This is a genomic window from Pseudomonas sp. P9_2, from assembly GCF_034008255.1.
Classification (GTDB): domain Bacteria; phylum Pseudomonadota; class Gammaproteobacteria; order Pseudomonadales; family Pseudomonadaceae; genus Aquipseudomonas; species Aquipseudomonas synxantha_A.
Map to the genome: position 1 here is coordinate 5121256 of NZ_CP125376.1, position 14726 is coordinate 5135981.

Annotated in this window: 10 protein-coding genes; 3 read left to right on the forward strand and 7 right to left on the reverse strand. The window is 59.9% G+C overall.

The annotated features are described in order from the left end of the window. Positions 1-72 precede the first annotated feature (72 nt). The 6 genes from QMK52_RS22700 to QMK52_RS22725 all read right to left on the reverse strand — a co-directional run bounded on the left by QMK52_RS22700 (position 73) and on the right by QMK52_RS22725 (position 8277). Positions 73-2598, reverse strand: coding sequence for an acyl-CoA dehydrogenase (locus QMK52_RS22700; protein WP_122732924.1), 2526 nt, complete (start codon positions 2596-2598; stop codon positions 73-75). Between the two features lie 262 nt (positions 2599-2860). Continuing rightward, the gene (locus QMK52_RS22705) at positions 2861-4309 is read right to left on the reverse strand and encodes an outer membrane protein transport protein (protein ID WP_005787826.1); all 1449 of its coding nucleotides are present in this window, start codon (positions 4307-4309) and stop codon (positions 2861-2863) included. Between the two features lie 132 nt (positions 4310-4441). Further along, positions 4442-4936 (reverse strand): alkane oxidation protein activator PraB, encoded by a 495-nt coding sequence (praB, locus tag QMK52_RS22710; protein WP_005787825.1) that lies wholly within the window; start codon positions 4934-4936, stop codon positions 4442-4444. Between the two features lie 134 nt (positions 4937-5070). After that, positions 5071-5565 (reverse strand): alkane oxidation protein activator PraA, encoded by a 495-nt coding sequence (gene praA / locus QMK52_RS22715; protein WP_005787823.1) that lies wholly within the window; start codon positions 5563-5565, stop codon positions 5071-5073. Positions 5566-5690: 125 nt separating this feature from the next. Beyond that, positions 5691-6971, reverse strand: a complete 1281-nt coding sequence (locus QMK52_RS22720; protein ID WP_005787821.1) for an alkane 1-monooxygenase — start codon at positions 6969-6971, stop codon at positions 5691-5693. A gap of 307 nt (positions 6972-7278) precedes the next feature. After that, positions 7279-8277, reverse strand: coding sequence for an alpha/beta hydrolase (locus QMK52_RS22725; protein WP_320403453.1), 999 nt, complete (start codon positions 8275-8277; stop codon positions 7279-7281). Between the two features lie 294 nt (positions 8278-8571). On the opposite strand from QMK52_RS22725, the gene QMK52_RS22730 reads away from it, so the two are divergent. From QMK52_RS22730 to QMK52_RS22740, 3 genes are read left to right on the forward strand one after another with little or no spacing between them, the layout of a single operon-like run. Then, entirely contained in the window at positions 8572-10110 is a 1539-nt protein-coding gene (locus QMK52_RS22730) for a flavin-containing monooxygenase (RefSeq protein WP_005787817.1), read from the forward strand. Then, entirely contained in the window at positions 10107-10997 is an 891-nt protein-coding gene (locus QMK52_RS22735; RefSeq protein ID WP_005787815.1) for an SDR family NAD(P)-dependent oxidoreductase, read from the forward strand. Before QMK52_RS22730 ends, QMK52_RS22735 begins: the two co-directional genes overlap by 4 nt. A gap of 15 nt (positions 10998-11012) precedes the next feature. Beyond that, a complete protein-coding gene (locus QMK52_RS22740) occupies positions 11013-11855 on the forward strand; it encodes a metal-dependent hydrolase (protein ID WP_005787814.1) in 843 nt (280 codons plus the stop codon). A gap of 28 nt (positions 11856-11883) precedes the next feature. Here QMK52_RS22740 and QMK52_RS22745 read toward each other — a convergent pair whose 3' ends face one another. Further along, on the reverse strand, positions 11884-14520 hold the full coding sequence (locus QMK52_RS22745) for an MGH1-like glycoside hydrolase domain-containing protein (RefSeq protein ID WP_194440566.1): 2637 nt from the start codon (positions 14518-14520) through the stop codon (positions 11884-11886). Between the last annotated feature and the right edge of the window lie 206 nt (positions 14521-14726).

The following is a 14726-nucleotide window of genomic DNA, read 5'->3' on the forward strand; positions in this document are numbered from 1 at the left end:
ACTCACTCACACCACACATTTGCCTTGTAAACCCAATCAAATGTGGGAGGGGGCAAGCCCCCTCCCACACTGTCAATTCACCGGGGCGTTTTCGCTTTGGCTGCTGCGCCGTTTGGCGGTCGGTTCGAGCGCCTGCTTGCGCTGCTGCAACGCCTCCAGCAAACCAAAGTCCTGGGGGAAGTCATCCACCTGGATACCGTGGTCGGCGTATTCCACATAGCGGCCCAGCAAGGCGTCCTCGTCGTCGCTGATCAAGTCCAGCGCCCGCGCCTTGACGCGCCATTCGGTAAAGGCCGTGGCCGAAATCGGCAGCGGGCCAAGCAAACCTTGCTTGATGGCGGGTTTAAGCCGAGCCTCGATCGACTCCACCTGTGGCAGTAAACGAAAGCCCAATTCGCCGTAGGCCAGCTTGTCGATTTCCGGGCGCGGTATGTAGGAATTGGCCAGCAAGCGGTCGCGGGTTTCCCCAGGGGTTTGCACCACATCGGCCACTTGCGCCAACAGACGATCCGACGGTTTGTGCAGGGGAATGCCAAACGGAAAACTCAACGCGCGCACCACCGTCGCCGCTGGTTTCGACGGGTAGTTGTCGAGCACTTCGGCCAAGGCTTCATGGGCGCGCAGCAACGCGTCCTGCGCCGCCCAATGCACCAGCGGCAGATCTGCCTGGGGCCGGCCGTCGTCCTCGAAACGCTTGAGCACGCACGACAGGATGTACAGCTGCGACAGAATATCCCCCAAACGCCCGGTGATACTTTCCTTGCGCTTGAGGGCACCCCCGAGCACGCCCATGGAAATGTCCGAGATCAACGCCAGCACCACCGACAGCCGATTGGCCTGACGGTAGTAGGACGCCAGCGCCGGGTCGGTCTTGGCTGGCGCGGCAAGCAGGCGCCCGCCAGTCAGGGAATGCACGGCTGCGCGCACGGTGTTGGCCAGTACAAAACTCACATGGCCGAACATCGCGCTGTCGAAGTCTTCCAGCGCCTTGCGCCGGTCCGGGTTGCGCGCCGCTTCCATTTCGCGCAACACATAGGGGTGGCAACGAATCAGGCCCTGGCCAAAGATGATCAGGCAGCGGGTCATGATGTTGGCGCCTTCCACCGTAATGGCGATGGGGCTTTGCTGATAGGCACGGGCGAGGAAGTTATTGGGCCCCATGCAGATGCCCTTGCCGGCGACAATGTCCATGCCGTCGTTGACGATGATGCGCGCGCGCTCAGTGACGTGGTATTTGGCAATGGCCGAGATCACTGAAGGTTTCTCGCCGGCATCCAGGGACGCTACCGACACCTTGCGCACCGCATCGCAGGCATACAGATGCCCGGCCATGCGCGCCAACGGAGCTTGCACCCCTTCGAACTTGCCGATGGGCAAGCCGAACTGCTTGCGCATCGCCGCATAGGCCGTAGTGCCGCGCACGGCGACCTTGCCCAGGCCAACGTTCGCCGAAGGCAGGGAAATCGCCCGGCCCGCGGCCAGGCACTCCATCAACATGCGCCAGCCGTTGCCGACTTGTTCACGGCCGCCAATCACCCACTCCAGTGGAATGAATACGTCCTTGCCGGTGGTAGGACCGTTCTGGAACACCGCATTCAGCGGCCAGTGACGACGACCGCTGTTCACCCCGGGATGAGAAGTCGGGATCAACGCACAGGTAATTCCCAGGGAACCGGCCGCGCCAAGCAGGCCGTCCGGGTCTTCGGCGCGAAATGCCAGGCCCAGTACCGTGGCAATCGGGCCAAGGGTGATGTAACGCTTGTCCCAGGTCACTTTGAAACCCAGCACTTCTTCGCCTTCGTGCAGACCTTTGCAGACAATGCCCAGGTCCGGGATCGCACCCGCGTCAGAGCCGGCATACGGGCTGGTCAAGGCAAAACACGGGATGTCTTCACCCCGCGCCAGGCGCGGCAGGTAGTAATTGCGCTGGGCGTCGGTGCCGTAATGCAGCAGCAATTCGGCCGGGCCCAGGGAGTTGGGCACCATCACCGAAATCGCCGCCGCCGAGCAGCGAGTCGACAGCTTCATCACCACCTGGGAGTGGGCGTAGTGGGAGAAGCCTTTGCCTCCGTATTGCTTGGGAATAATCATGCCGAGGAACCCGGCGTCCTTGGTGTATTGCCAGCCTTCGGGGGACATGTCCTGCCAGACTTGGGTGGTTTCCCAGTCGTTGGCAATGTCGCACAGGGTTTCGACCTCATTGTCGAGAAAGGCTTGCTCCTCCGCACTCAGGCTGGCCGGCGCGGCTTGCAACAGGCGCTGCCAGTTGGGCTTGCCGCTGAACAGCTCGGCATCCCACCACACAGTGCCGGACTCGATGGCCGCACGCTCGGTGTCGGACATCGCCGGCATGATCGTGCGAAACAGGCCCAGGGCCTTGCTGGTCAACAGCGTGCGGCGCAGGGGTTTGAGCGCCAGCACCAGGGCCGGTAACACCACCAGTACCGCCGCGACGGCGGTGCCCAGGCCGGCCACGACGTTGAACAGGTAACCCGCTGCCAGCCAAACCAGGCCAGTGACCAGCCACAGGGTAGCGGCGGCTTGTCGATACGCCAGGGCAATCGCTGCTGCGAAACCCACCAATAACCAGATAAGCATAGGGATACCTCTACTTGATTCGGGATGTGGCCAGAGCACAGGCAGGTCGAGCTGCGCGGCGGCGTAAAACCACACTACAAACTTGAAAGACTAAATTCAAATTTTGTTTTGAAATTTTTATTTAATCCTTGGGCGAAAAAAATGGCTGACCGAATCAGCCTGCTCAAGGACTACCGAGAAACATCAAAGCCCGTCAGAAAAAAGCCCTGGGGGAAGGCAGCAAGATGCGCTTGCCGCCCTCCTCCATTCTGCGCATGTATCGCTAGAACGCGTAGGTTGCCGACAAACTCACTACATCCCCGGAAGACTCGGCCTTGCCATCCAGGCTCGCACCGCCAAGGCGATCGATGTTCTTGGTCTTGAGGTTGACCTTCTGCACGAACTGGTGGGAATAGGCCACGTCCAGGCTCAGCCCCTTGACGGCTTTGACGTCGTAACCCGCCCCCAGGGAAAGGAACGTGCGGTCGCCGTCCGGAATCCGTGGGTCGCGGGTGGAGTTACGTGTCGGTGTCTGATCAATCGCCACACCGGCTCGCAAGGTCAGCTCATCGGTCGCACGATAATCACCGCCGAGGGAGTACATCCAGGTGTTCTTGTAGTTGTAGGGAATGGAGACAATCCGCATGTCTCCGGAGTCGAGCGTCAGGTCCTTGAACGATGACCATTCGGTCCACGTCACGCTTGCGCCCAGGGTCAAGCGATCATTGAACTGATGCACCCAGTCCAGGCCGGCGGTGGCAGGAATGTCCAGCTGGACACTGGCATGGGCGCCATTTGGTGCCAGTTCCAGGCCTGGATACGCGGTGTTGACCAACGTGCCGGTGCCCCCGAATGGGCTGGGTTGCGTCATGAGGTTGTAGGAAAACTGATCGGCATACAGGTTGTATTTGCCGGTCATCTTGTTTTTGATCTTGGCGTGGTAATTCAAGCCCAAGGTGTCGCGTTCAGTGGGTTTCCACACCACGCCGGCAAACCAGCCAGTCGAGATATTGTCGACCTTGACGCGCATCAACGCGTGCCCCACATCGGACGGGAAATTGATGCCGCCCAGCTCGGAATCGGACACCGCCGCCGCAGACAACAGGTCGACGTTCTGGCTGACGAACCCCTTGCTGTGTTGCACGATCATGCCGCCACCGATAGAAAACTGGTCGTTGACTTTGAAAGACAACGAGCCCGTCAACCCGACGGTTTCGATTTTGGTATCCACGGCAAAATCGCGCACTTTGGAGTCTTCATCCCAGGTGGAGCGCATGCCCTGGGGCACGACCTGGCTCAAGCCGAAGGCGAACCGATCGCCCAGTGGCATCACCATGAAGCCAGTCGGCAGCCAGGCAGTGAAGCCACCCTGGCCCCCATCATTGTTATTGACCGCGGTCGCTGCACCGTCGGGAAAACCATTCTCGTCCAACGGCGTACTGGAAATCGGGTTGCCGGCATAGTCAGAGGCATTGCCTTTGTACTTGATCTTGATCCGCGCATAGTCGACCGTGAATTGCGCGACGTTGTGTTCGACAAACGCCATGGCGGCCGGGTTGTTATAGGCCGAGCTAGGGTCGTTCTTGAATAACGAGCCACCGGCAAACGCCCTGCCCCAACCGGGCGCGCCGTAAGTAGGGGTAGAAAAACCGCCAGCCTGCACAGGCGCGGTAACTATCGCACCTCCTATCAGTGCCAGCCCCAGCAACACCTGTTGTTTCTTATTATTCATGCGGCACTCCTTATTGTTATCTCTCTGAGCCGGCCCTGCCGGTTCGTCTTGCTGCCAGGCCATTGGTGAACTGGCGCCTGGTTCAGGCGCCAGTTTTTGAGCAGGTGATCAACCCCGCATTTCAACCTGCCATCAAGGCACGATGGTGAAGGTTGGGCTTGGGGTCACGCTCAAGCTCACCACGGTGCAGCTGCCGCTAAGCCCTTGGTTGGCCGCCGTCAGCACCCCACCGCTGTAGCCCACGGTGATGGTCGATGGGCCACAGTTGGATGCCGGGTACAGAACCGATGAGGCAATGGTATAGCCAACATTGGCGACCGAACCTGCGGTTGGGCCGGTGGCGGTCAATGTCCATGGCAACCCAGTGATTTTCGGCAATGCGCAAAGGCCGCTGCCGCTGACCGTTACTCCGGTGATTTTTGCTACCCCAGTGGCATCTACGTTGCCGGTAAAGTTCGCGGTGCAGTTAACGGTGGCCTGATAGGACGACGGTGATTTCACCGAAATGGTGCCAGGCGCAGTGAAGTTAGAATTAACCGGCGTGATGCTATAGGCGTTGGCCATGGAGGCAGCACCCATGCAAACAGCCAAGGCAGAGAGCGACACGAGAGTTTTCAAGCTTTTCATTGTTTTTCCTCACATGTTATGGCGATTCATTTCGCCAGGGGTAATGGCCATGATCGAGAGGTCACGGTGAAACTGCAGAACTTCCCTTTCCAGCCAAATTTCAATGCATTTACCGCTGCAACAGTTGGAACGGTTTATTCGACCACTTTGAAGTTGGCCGGCATCTTGATGGATACCGTGTTGATCTTGCAGTCTTCGCCAATAGCAACATTGGCGGCTTCCAACTTGCCGGTGGCGTTGTCCCAAGTACCGTCGGCGGTTGAAGGGCCGCACTTGCCGCCCAGGCCAAAGGCGTGCACATCGACACTGATCCTGGACATCGAGCCACTCTTTGTATCTTTGGCGACCAACACCCAGGGCAAGTTGATCGCTTCGACACGGCTGCATTTGAGGCCACCGTCGAACTCGACTTTATCGACATTCACCGATGAGCCATCGGCTGCAACCTTGCCGGCCACCTTGATAGTGCAGTCGGCGCTGATCAGCTTGCCTTTGGAGAAGCTGATGGGCCCTTGAGCCGTGAAGGCACTGCCGGCAGGTTCGATACGGGCAGCCTGGGCCTGGTGATAGACAATCAGGCCCATCGCTGCCAGCAGGATGTGGGCGGTGAACTTGGCAGAACTTTGCATGGTGTACGTCCTTCCCTTGAAATTATTTTTGTAGGGTCAAACCACGTTCTTGCACCTGATACTGGGGGCGACAAGGACCTGCGCGATACACAGATCCCGAGTACGCCCGTACTGCTTACTTCATTTCAAAACGGCTTGGCGCTGTTGCTGTACTTCTCCAGATACTTCAAACGCTGTGACGGTTGAAGATTGGTCAGGGTGATATCCCCGGCGTAATGATTGAGTACCCGATGGTCCATACGACGTCGCCACAAGTAAGGCACATAGGCCCAGACAATCATGCTCGCGTAACCATACGGAAGTTGCGGTGACTCATCGAAGTGGCGCAACGACTGATAACTGCGCGTGGGGTTGGCATGGTGATCGGAATGCCGCTGAAGTTGGAACAGGAAGATATTGGTGACAATCCGGTTACTGTTCCATGAATGGCGCGGCGAGCAGCGTTCGTAACGGCCATTGGGCAACTTCTGGCGCTTGAGGCCGTAATGCTCGACGTAGTTCACCACTTCCAGCAACGAAAACCCGTAGATGCCCTGGATGATCAGGAACGGAATCACCGCCGCGCCCAACCAGGCAATCATCGCGCCCCACAACACCACGCTGTACATCCAGGCACTGAGCACGGCGTTCTTCCAGTGCAAGGCCGGCAAACCGAGTTTGCGCAGGCGTTCGCGCTCCAGGTTCCAGGCCGACACGGCGCTGAACCACACCGAACGCGGCAGGAATGCCCAAAAACTTTCCCCCAGCCGCGAACTGGCGGGATCCTCCGGGGTGGCGACCCGAACGTGATGGCCGCGGTTATGTTCGGTGTAGAAGTGCCCGTAGAACGTCGGCGCCAGGGTGACCTTGGCCAGGAACACTTCCAGGGGCTTGGGTTTGTGCCCCAGTTCATGGGCGGTGTTGATCGCGATACCCGTGGCAGCGCCGGTGGACATTGCCATACCCAGGTAAGTGAACACGCTGATGTGGCCATGCAGTTCAGTGCGTGCGGTGACGAATGCAGCAGCCTTGGCCAGCCAGCTCGACGGCTCAAGTGTGGCCGTGGCGTTCAGCAGGCCGCCGTTGATGATCCAGTCGATGCCACCGGCGGCCAGCCAGCCGGTGATAATCACTGAAGAGATCACAAACAGCACGCCGGTGTAGACGATCCAGCGATAGTAACGTTGGGATTCAAGGTTGCTGACGGCAGATTCAGGCGGGTTGCTGACATCTTCGCCGAGCAGGCCGTCGATCAGGGGGATCAGGCCGAAGATCACCAGCACACCCACCCACCACAATTGCTGTACGCCGGTACCGATCGCCAGGGCGCCGGAGAGCAAGGGGGTTGCCAGTGGCATGATGCCGAGCCACCACAGGTGGCGCTTACCGTCGGTCCAGACGTGCGGGGCGGCCAGGGTCTGATTCATGGCAACCTCCGTACACATTCGGTGTGCATTGGGGCAGCAAACAGGTTTACGGAGCGCTGACTGCCCCGAGAAATCAACCATGCGATAAAAGACGTTTTTTTCATTATTTTATTCGCTCTTAGGCATTTCAAAAATAATTTCAAATTACACATTGAAATAATTTTTTTAAATAAATAGCGCGGAATCGTTAGGTCGTCAACTAGTTTCTCCAGCCCTTGTTACCGTGACCGGGCAGTCTCTTTTCAGCCGTCTGGTCAGGTGTCTAGGGCAGGCATCAACGCCTTTGAACCGCAAGTCGGGTGCACCCTTATCTACTCGCCAGGGCCTTGGGTGGGTGCAACAGCCTGATGCCTGCCCCGGGCCGGACGCGCTTGGCGACCTGCTCCACCAGCGCCGCCACCCGCTCTGTCGCGGTGATCGGCAACATATGCCCACAGCCTTCGACCACTTGCATTTTCAGCCCTGGCACCTTGCTCGCCAGTGCCTGGCCGTGTTTCTGAAAGTCGAGCACCTTGTCGCGGGTGCCATAGATCAGCCCGATGGGCAAGGTCAGTTGCGGGTAGCGCTTGACCATGTCGGGCAGGTGGTCGTTGACCTGGTTGATTTCGGTGGACGCGGCATAGAAGTTGTCCGGACGCATGCCCAGCAGCCCGCCGCCCCGGGTGGCGAAGTCCGGCGGTGCGGCATCGGGGGCGAAAACGCCTTTGACCACCGCATTTTTACTCAGCAGGCCGACGGGCATCGTCAGGGTGTGGGCCATCCAGCGTCGCAGCCAGGCCGGGCGCACCGCCAATGACAGGAACACCAGCGGCAACATGCGTTGCGGGTGGGTCAGGGGCGCTACCAGTATCAGCCCGGACACCGCATGGGGATGGTCGAGGGCCAGCGCCAGAGCAATCGCGCCACCCAGGGAATGGCCCAGTACCAATGGCTTGCCCAAGTCGAGCGTGTTGATAAAGGCCGCGATTTGTCGGGCCTGACCCGGTAAGTCTGCGGCCGTGCCGCTGTGTCGGCTGGAATAGCCGGACCCCGGCCGGTCAACGGTGATCACGCGAAAATGCTCTCGTAACTGACCGGACAAGGCATACGTGAGGTTACGGCTGCTGCCCATCAGCCCGTGGATCATCACCAGCGGCGGACCCTTGCCCTCTTCGACATAATGAAAGCGCTCGCCATCCACCTCGACGAAACGCCCGTTGATCGGAACCCGCGCTTCAATGCGCCGCGTCATCCAGGCACTCAAGCCCCATAACGCCACGCTGGCGCCGGCCAGCACACCCGCAGCGACAACCCATTCCACAGCCATAGCTCGGTCCTCTGCTTCCCTGCTGCTGGCGACCCGACCGGAATTGATCAAGGCCTCAGCCATCGTCCACCCCTTGGACCTGGGCGCCCTGCATACCACGCTCGTCCGTCGGACAAATCGCACATGCGGAACAAGGTCCTAGCGTAGGCGAAATTTTCAGGTAGATTATTTAAAATCTTTTTTAAAATAATTAATTCAATTTTCCTTTGCAATGGTGTTCTATCTAAAAGACAAAACAAAAAGAGGAGCACATCCGATGCCCACCCGCTTTCTATCTATCGATGAGGCACGCCCATGACTGCCCACAGTGATTCGATTGACATTGCCATCATTGGCTCGGGGTTCGCTGGCCTGTGTATGGCAATCAAGCTCAAGGAGGCCGGGCTCACCGACTTCTTCATCGCCGAACAGGCCGAGACCCTCGGCGGTACCTGGCGCGATAACCACTACCCGGGTTGCGCCTGTGACGTGCAGTCCCATGTGTATTCATTTTCCTTCGCGCCCAACCCGGACTGGTCGCGACAGTTCGCGACACAACCTGAGATCCGCGCCTATCTGGAACACTGCGCCACACGTTTTGAGCTGGCGCCCTACCTGCGTTTTGGCATGGCCCTGCAACGTGCGGTGTTTGATGAGCAACAGCAGCGCTGGCACCTGAGCTTCAGCAATGGCCGCCAAGTCAGCGCACGGGTGCTGGTCTCGGGCATGGGCGGGCTGTCTCGCCCGGCGCTGCCGCATATTCCGGGGCTGGACAGCTTCAAGGGCAAGCGTTTTCACTCCCAGCAGTGGGACCATGACTACTCGTTGAAAGGCAAGCGCGTGGCCGTGATCGGCACCGGCGCCAGTGCCATCCAGTTCGTGCCGCAGATCGCGCCACAGGTGGCGCACCTGGACCTGTTCCAGCGCACGCCGCCCTGGATCATGCCCAAACCGGACCGGCCGATTTCAACGCTTGAACGCTGGCTGTTCAAACACCTGCCGTTCACCCAAAAGCTGGTGCGCGGCGCGTTTTATTGGGCACTGGAAGGCCGGGTGGTGGGTTTTGCCTTGCACCCACGCCTGATGAAGATGGTGCAGAAAATCGCCCTGCGGCATCTGCGCAAACAAGTGGCCCGCCCTTCCCTGCGCAGGACGCTGACGCCGGACTACACCATCGGCTGCAAGCGCGTGCTGATCTCCAATGACTACTACCCGGCGCTGACGCGCAGTAATGTCGAGGTGGTCACCGACAGGGTGCTGCGCATCGAGGCGGACGGTGTGATCACCGCCGACGGGATCAAGCATCCCGCTGACTGCCTGATCTTCGGCACCGGTTTCCAGGCCAGCGACCCCTTGCCGCGAGACTGCATCATCGGCCGCGACGGCATCGACCTGATGGACGCCTGGAGCGACGGCGCCCATGCCTTCAAAGGCACTACCGTGCCGGGCTATCCCAACCTGTTTCTGATCGTCGGGCCCAACACCGGCCTGGGGCATAACTCGATGATCCTGATGATCGAAGCTCAGGTCACCTACATCCTCGATGCCTTGAAACATATGCGGCGCCAGCGCATTGCCACGGTCGAGGTCAAACCCGCTGTAGAGCACGCCTACAACCACCAGTTGCAGGACAAACTCAAGCGCACCATCTGGAACACCGGCGGCTGCCAGAGCTGGTACCTGGACCCACGCACCGGCAAGAACACCACGCTGTGGCCCGGTTCTACCTGGCGTTTCAAACAGCTCACCCGTCACTTTGCGCTCAAGGACTACGTCGCCAGCCCGTTGCCGGCGCCCGCTCTGCCACGTCCCGTACCAGCCCCTCACTCCGCCACAGAAGGCAGCCTGTCATGAAGTCATTCAATGGCCGCGTTGCGGCGATCACCGGTGCAGCCTCCGGCATGGGCCGCGCATTGGCTTTAGCCTTGGCACGCGAAGGCTGCCACCTGGCTTTGGCCGACAAGAACAGCCAGGGGTTGGAACAGACCTTGGAGCTGATCCGCACATCGACCTTGTCGCCCGTGACCGTTACCACGCAGGTGCTGGACGTCTCTGACCGCCAAGCCATGCAGGACTGGGCTGCACGCTGTGCCGCGGAACATGGCCAGGTCAACCTGGTGTTCAACAATGCCGGGGTGGCGCTGTCGAGTACCGTCGAAGGCGTGGACTACGCCGACCTGGAATGGATCGTCGGCATCAACTTCTGGGGCGTGGTGCATGGCACCAAGGCGTTCCTGCCGTATCTCAAGGCCAGCGGCGAAGGCCACATAGTCAATACTTCCAGCGTGTTCGGCCTGTTCGCCCAACCCGGCATGAGCGGTTACAACGCCACCAAGTTTGCTGTACGCGGCTTCACCGAGGCCCTGCGCCAGGAACTCGACCTGCAACGCTGCGGCGTATCGGCCACCTGTGTGCACCCCGGTGGTATTCGTACTGATATCTGCCGCAGCAGCCGCATCGACGCGAACATGACCGGTTTCCTCATCCACAGCGAACAACAGGCCCGCGCCGATTTCGAAAAGCTGTTCATTACCGACGCCGACCAGGCCGCCAAAGTGATCCTGCTAGGTGTACGCAAAAACAAGCGCCGTGTGCTGATCGGCCGCGACGCCTATTTTCTCGACCTGCTCGCCCGTTGCCTGCCTTCGGCCTATCAGGCACTGGTGGTGTTTGCCAGCAAACGCATGGCGCCCAAGCCGCGCACACAGGTCTTTGAAACCAACGACCAGTCCCATCTCTGAACAGGAGGACGCAGCATGTTGCCGATCCGTCGCGATATCCGTTTTGCCTTGCCTGCCGAGCGCATCAAAGACTGGCATGAACAAGGGCCGGTGATCAGCCACTTCTTCAACGCCCTGTCGTTGCTGTTTCCCCAGGGCGAGCTGTTTTTCATGGACAGCGTGCGCCACTACCGCGGGCAGATCGACGATCCCGAACTGAAAAAGGAAATCCAGGGTTTCATAGGCCAGGAGGCCATGCACAGCCGCGAACATGTGGCCTATAACGACCTGCTGCAAGCGGCGGGCTTGCCGGCGCACACCCTCGACCGACGCCTGAAGTTCTTCCTCGACTTGCAGAAGAAACACCTGCCGCCGTCGTTCAACCTGGCGGTGACCATCGCCCTTGAGCACTACACTGCGATGCTGGCGGAAATCCTGTTGAGCGACCCCTCGCGCTTTGGTGATTCACTCAAGGGTTACCAGCAGATGTGGTACTGGCACGCCTTGGAAGAAACCGAACATAAAGCCGTAGCCTTCGATGTATGGAACCAGGTGATCAAACCTGGCCCCGCACGCTACCTGCTGCGCACCGGCACCATGCTGACCACCACCGTCATGTTCTGGCTAGTGGTGCTGGACTTCCACGTGCGGCTGCTGATTGCCGACCGCACCTCGGGCGGCACGTTGAAGGGGCTGTGGCGCATGGTCAAGTACTTGTACGGCCCCAAGGGCGTATTCCCGCGGATGCTCAGGCCGTGGCTGCATTATTTCAAACCGGGGTTTCACCCTTGGGAACATGACAACCGCGCACGCCTGGCGGGCATAGATGGCTTGCTTGAAGAGATCGAGCGCACGCGGCGCGGCGCCAAAGGGGTGTAGCTACCGATGCCTATGCGCGCCATGGGTGCTAGACCTTTGGCTGCAGCAGCAAGGCGACCAGGGCGCTCCACCCCGTCTGGTGCGACGCCCCCAACCCTCGCCCTGTCTCGCCATGAAAGTATTCATGAAACAACACCAGATCGCGGCTGGCCGGGTCCGCCTCCAGCTGCGCATACCCTGCCATGGATGGCCGCAGGCCATTTTCATCGCGCAGGAATAATCCGATCAGGCGCTGGCTGAGGCTGTCGGCCACGTCTTCCAGCGACGCCAGATAGCCGCTGCCTGTGGGGTATTCCACTGAGAAGTTATCCGCGTAGTAGCGGTGAAATTCACGCAGCGATTCGATCAGCATGTAGTTCACCGGCATCCACAGCGGCCCGCGCCAATTGGAGTTGCCGCCGTACAGGCGAGAGTCGGATTCGCCGGGCTGGTAACTGGCGCACAGGGTATCGCCATTCATCTTCAGCGCCAGGGGTTGCTCTGCAAAGGTCTTGGACAAGGCGCGCACACCGAAGGTCGACAAGAACTCCTGGTCATCCAACATGCGGTGCAGCAAATCCTTGGTACGCTCGCCACGCAGCAACGCCAGCAGCAGGCGATTGCCCTGCCCCGGTTCGTTCCAGCGTGAGACCAATTTGGCCAGGTCCGGCCGGTGATGCATAAACCCCAGCAGACGCTCGCGCAGGCCTTCCAAGCCTTCATGTTCGCGCTGTTCCAGCACCAGCACGGCGAACAGCGGCATCAGGCCGACGATAGACCGCAAACGCACCGGTTCGCTCTGGCCGTCGGGACGGTGCAGTACGTCGTAGAAGAACAGGTCCTGCTCATCCCACAAGCCTTCGGCACTGTCATCGACGCGGTTGATGGCGCCGGCGATATACAGGAAGTGCTCGAAAAACTTTACCGCAATGTCCACGTACACGGCGTTGCGCTTGGCCAGCTCCAGCCCGATGCGCATCAGGTCCAGGGCATAGGCCGCGACCCAGGCAGTGCCATCGGCCTGGTCCAACTGGTAACCCGGTGGCAGCGTGGCCGAGCGGTCGAACAAAGCAATATTGTCCAGGCCCAGAAAACCACCCTGGAACAGGTTGCGGCCTTCGGCGTCCTTGCGGTTGACCCACCAGGAAAAATTCAGCAGCAGCTTGTGGAAGATCCGCTCCAGAAAGTCCATATCGCCCACGCCGGTCAGCGCCTTGTCCTGCTGATACACGCGCCAGCTGGCCCAGGCATGCACTGGCGGGTTGGCATCGTCGAAGCGCCATTCGTAGGCGGGCAATTGGCCGTTGGGGTGCATGAAACGATCTTTAACCAGCAACAGCAGCTGTTGCTTGGCATAGCCGGGATCGATCAGCGCCATGGCCACCGCCTGGAAGCCTTGGTCCCAGGAGGCATACCACGGGTATTCCCAGGTATCGGGCATGGACAGGATGTCGAAATTGGACAGGTGCCGCCAATGGGTATTACGGATATGCAGGCGCTCGGGCGGCGGCGCAGGCTGGGCCGGATCACCGTCGAGCCACTGGTTGACGTCGAAATAGTACAACTGCTTGGACCACAGCAAGCCGGCCAGGGCCTGGCGCTGCACATTGCGCGCATCGTCATCGGCGATCCCCTGTTGCAGGGCTGCGTAGAAGTCATCGGCCTCCTGGCGGCGCTGTTCAAACAGCTTGCGAGCGTTGACCTGGGGCGCGTCCACAGGGGCAAAGCGCAGATAGAGGCTTTTGCTTTCCAGGCCCGCCAATTCAAGACTGAATCGCGCCGCCACCTTGGTGCCCGCGTCACCGCGAATGGCCCCTTGATCACCCTCCACCACGTAATCGTTGATGCCATCCTTGAACGGCCCGGACGTCGGCTGCCCGCTCAGCTTGGCGAAGTTGCTCTCGTTTTCGCAGAACAACCATTGCACCCCATCCTGTCCCCAGGCGCTGAGCTGGCGATCGTCCAGCTCATGATGACGGGCCAGCACGCGGTCGCCGTCCAGCGTCAACCTGGGTTTGGGCGCATCAAAGGTCCAGCTCCAGTCATTGCGCGCCCACAACTGGGGCAGCACCTGCAGACGTGTCGGCTGCTCCGAGCGGTTGTGCACGGTGACACGCATGAAAATATCGTCGGGCTGGTGCTTGGCGTATTCGACGCTGATGTCGCAGTAACGGTTGTCTTCAAACACGCCGGTATCAAGGATTTCATACTCGGTATCGCCCAGCCCACGGCGAGCGTTTTCAGCGATCAGGTCGGCATAGGGAAAGGCGGCATGGGGGTATTTGTAGAGCATGCGCATGTAGGCATGGCTCGGTACGCCATCGACGAAAAAGTACAGTTCCTTGACGTCTTCCCCGTGGTTGCCTTCAGCGTTATTGAGGCCGAACAGGCGCTCCTTGAGGATCGCATCCCGTTCGTTCCACAGCGCCAGGCCCAGGCACCAGCGTTGTGCCTTGTCGCTGAAACCGGCCAGGCCGTCCTCGCCCCAGCGATAAGCGCGGCTGCGCGCCTGTTCATGGGGGAAGTAGGCCCAGGCGTCGCCATCGGCGCTGTAGTCTTCGCGCACGGTGCCCCATTGGCGTTCGCTCAAGTACGGGCCCCACTCACGCCAACGCTCGGCATCTTGCGTCGCCAGGCGCTGGCCTTCAATCGTGTCAAGCAGGCGGTTTGCGGGTACGGCCGTCATTGAGTCCTCCATCACCTACACAGTGAGGCGCAGTGTAGAACCCAATGGGGCCCGGTTGCACATGAAGACTCAAAGCACCTGGCGTTGACAAGCCGCTGGGGCTGGGTTTGCTCCTGTTCATGGCATCTCATTCATTTGCAGAATGAAGTCCAGAAGAATCTTCGTTTGCAAGCCGGCCTGCGCCTCAACAAAATCGGGCAAAGGTC

Excerpts from the sequence above, each read along its gene's own strand:
- QMK52_RS22740 (WP_005787814.1), top strand. The coding sequence starts at position 11,013 with ATGTTGCCGATCCGTCGCGATATCCGTTTTGCCTTGCCTGCCGAGCGC.
- QMK52_RS22730 (WP_005787817.1), top strand. The coding sequence starts at position 8,572 with ATGACTGCCCACAGTGATTCGATTGACATTGCCATCATTGGCTCGGGG.
- QMK52_RS22745 (WP_194440566.1), bottom strand. The coding sequence starts at position 14,520 with ATGACGGCCGTACCCGCAAACCGCCTGCTTGACACGATTGAAGGCCAG.
- QMK52_RS22735 (WP_005787815.1), top strand. The coding sequence starts at position 10,107 with ATGAAGTCATTCAATGGCCGCGTTGCGGCGATCACCGGTGCAGCCTCC.
- QMK52_RS22720 (WP_005787821.1), bottom strand. The coding sequence starts at position 6,971 with ATGAATCAGACCCTGGCCGCCCCGCACGTCTGGACCGACGGTAAGCGC.
- QMK52_RS22700 (WP_122732924.1), bottom strand. The coding sequence starts at position 2,598 with ATGCTTATCTGGTTATTGGTGGGTTTCGCAGCAGCGATTGCCCTGGCG.
- QMK52_RS22705 (WP_005787826.1), bottom strand. The coding sequence starts at position 4,309 with ATGAATAATAAGAAACAACAGGTGTTGCTGGGGCTGGCACTGATAGGA.
- QMK52_RS22725 (WP_320403453.1), bottom strand. The coding sequence starts at position 8,277 with ATGGCTGTGGAATGGGTTGTCGCTGCGGGTGTGCTGGCCGGCGCCAGC.
- praA (WP_005787823.1), bottom strand. The coding sequence starts at position 5,565 with ATGCAAAGTTCTGCCAAGTTCACCGCCCACATCCTGCTGGCAGCGATG.
- praB (WP_005787825.1), bottom strand. The coding sequence starts at position 4,936 with ATGAAAAGCTTGAAAACTCTCGTGTCGCTCTCTGCCTTGGCTGTTTGC.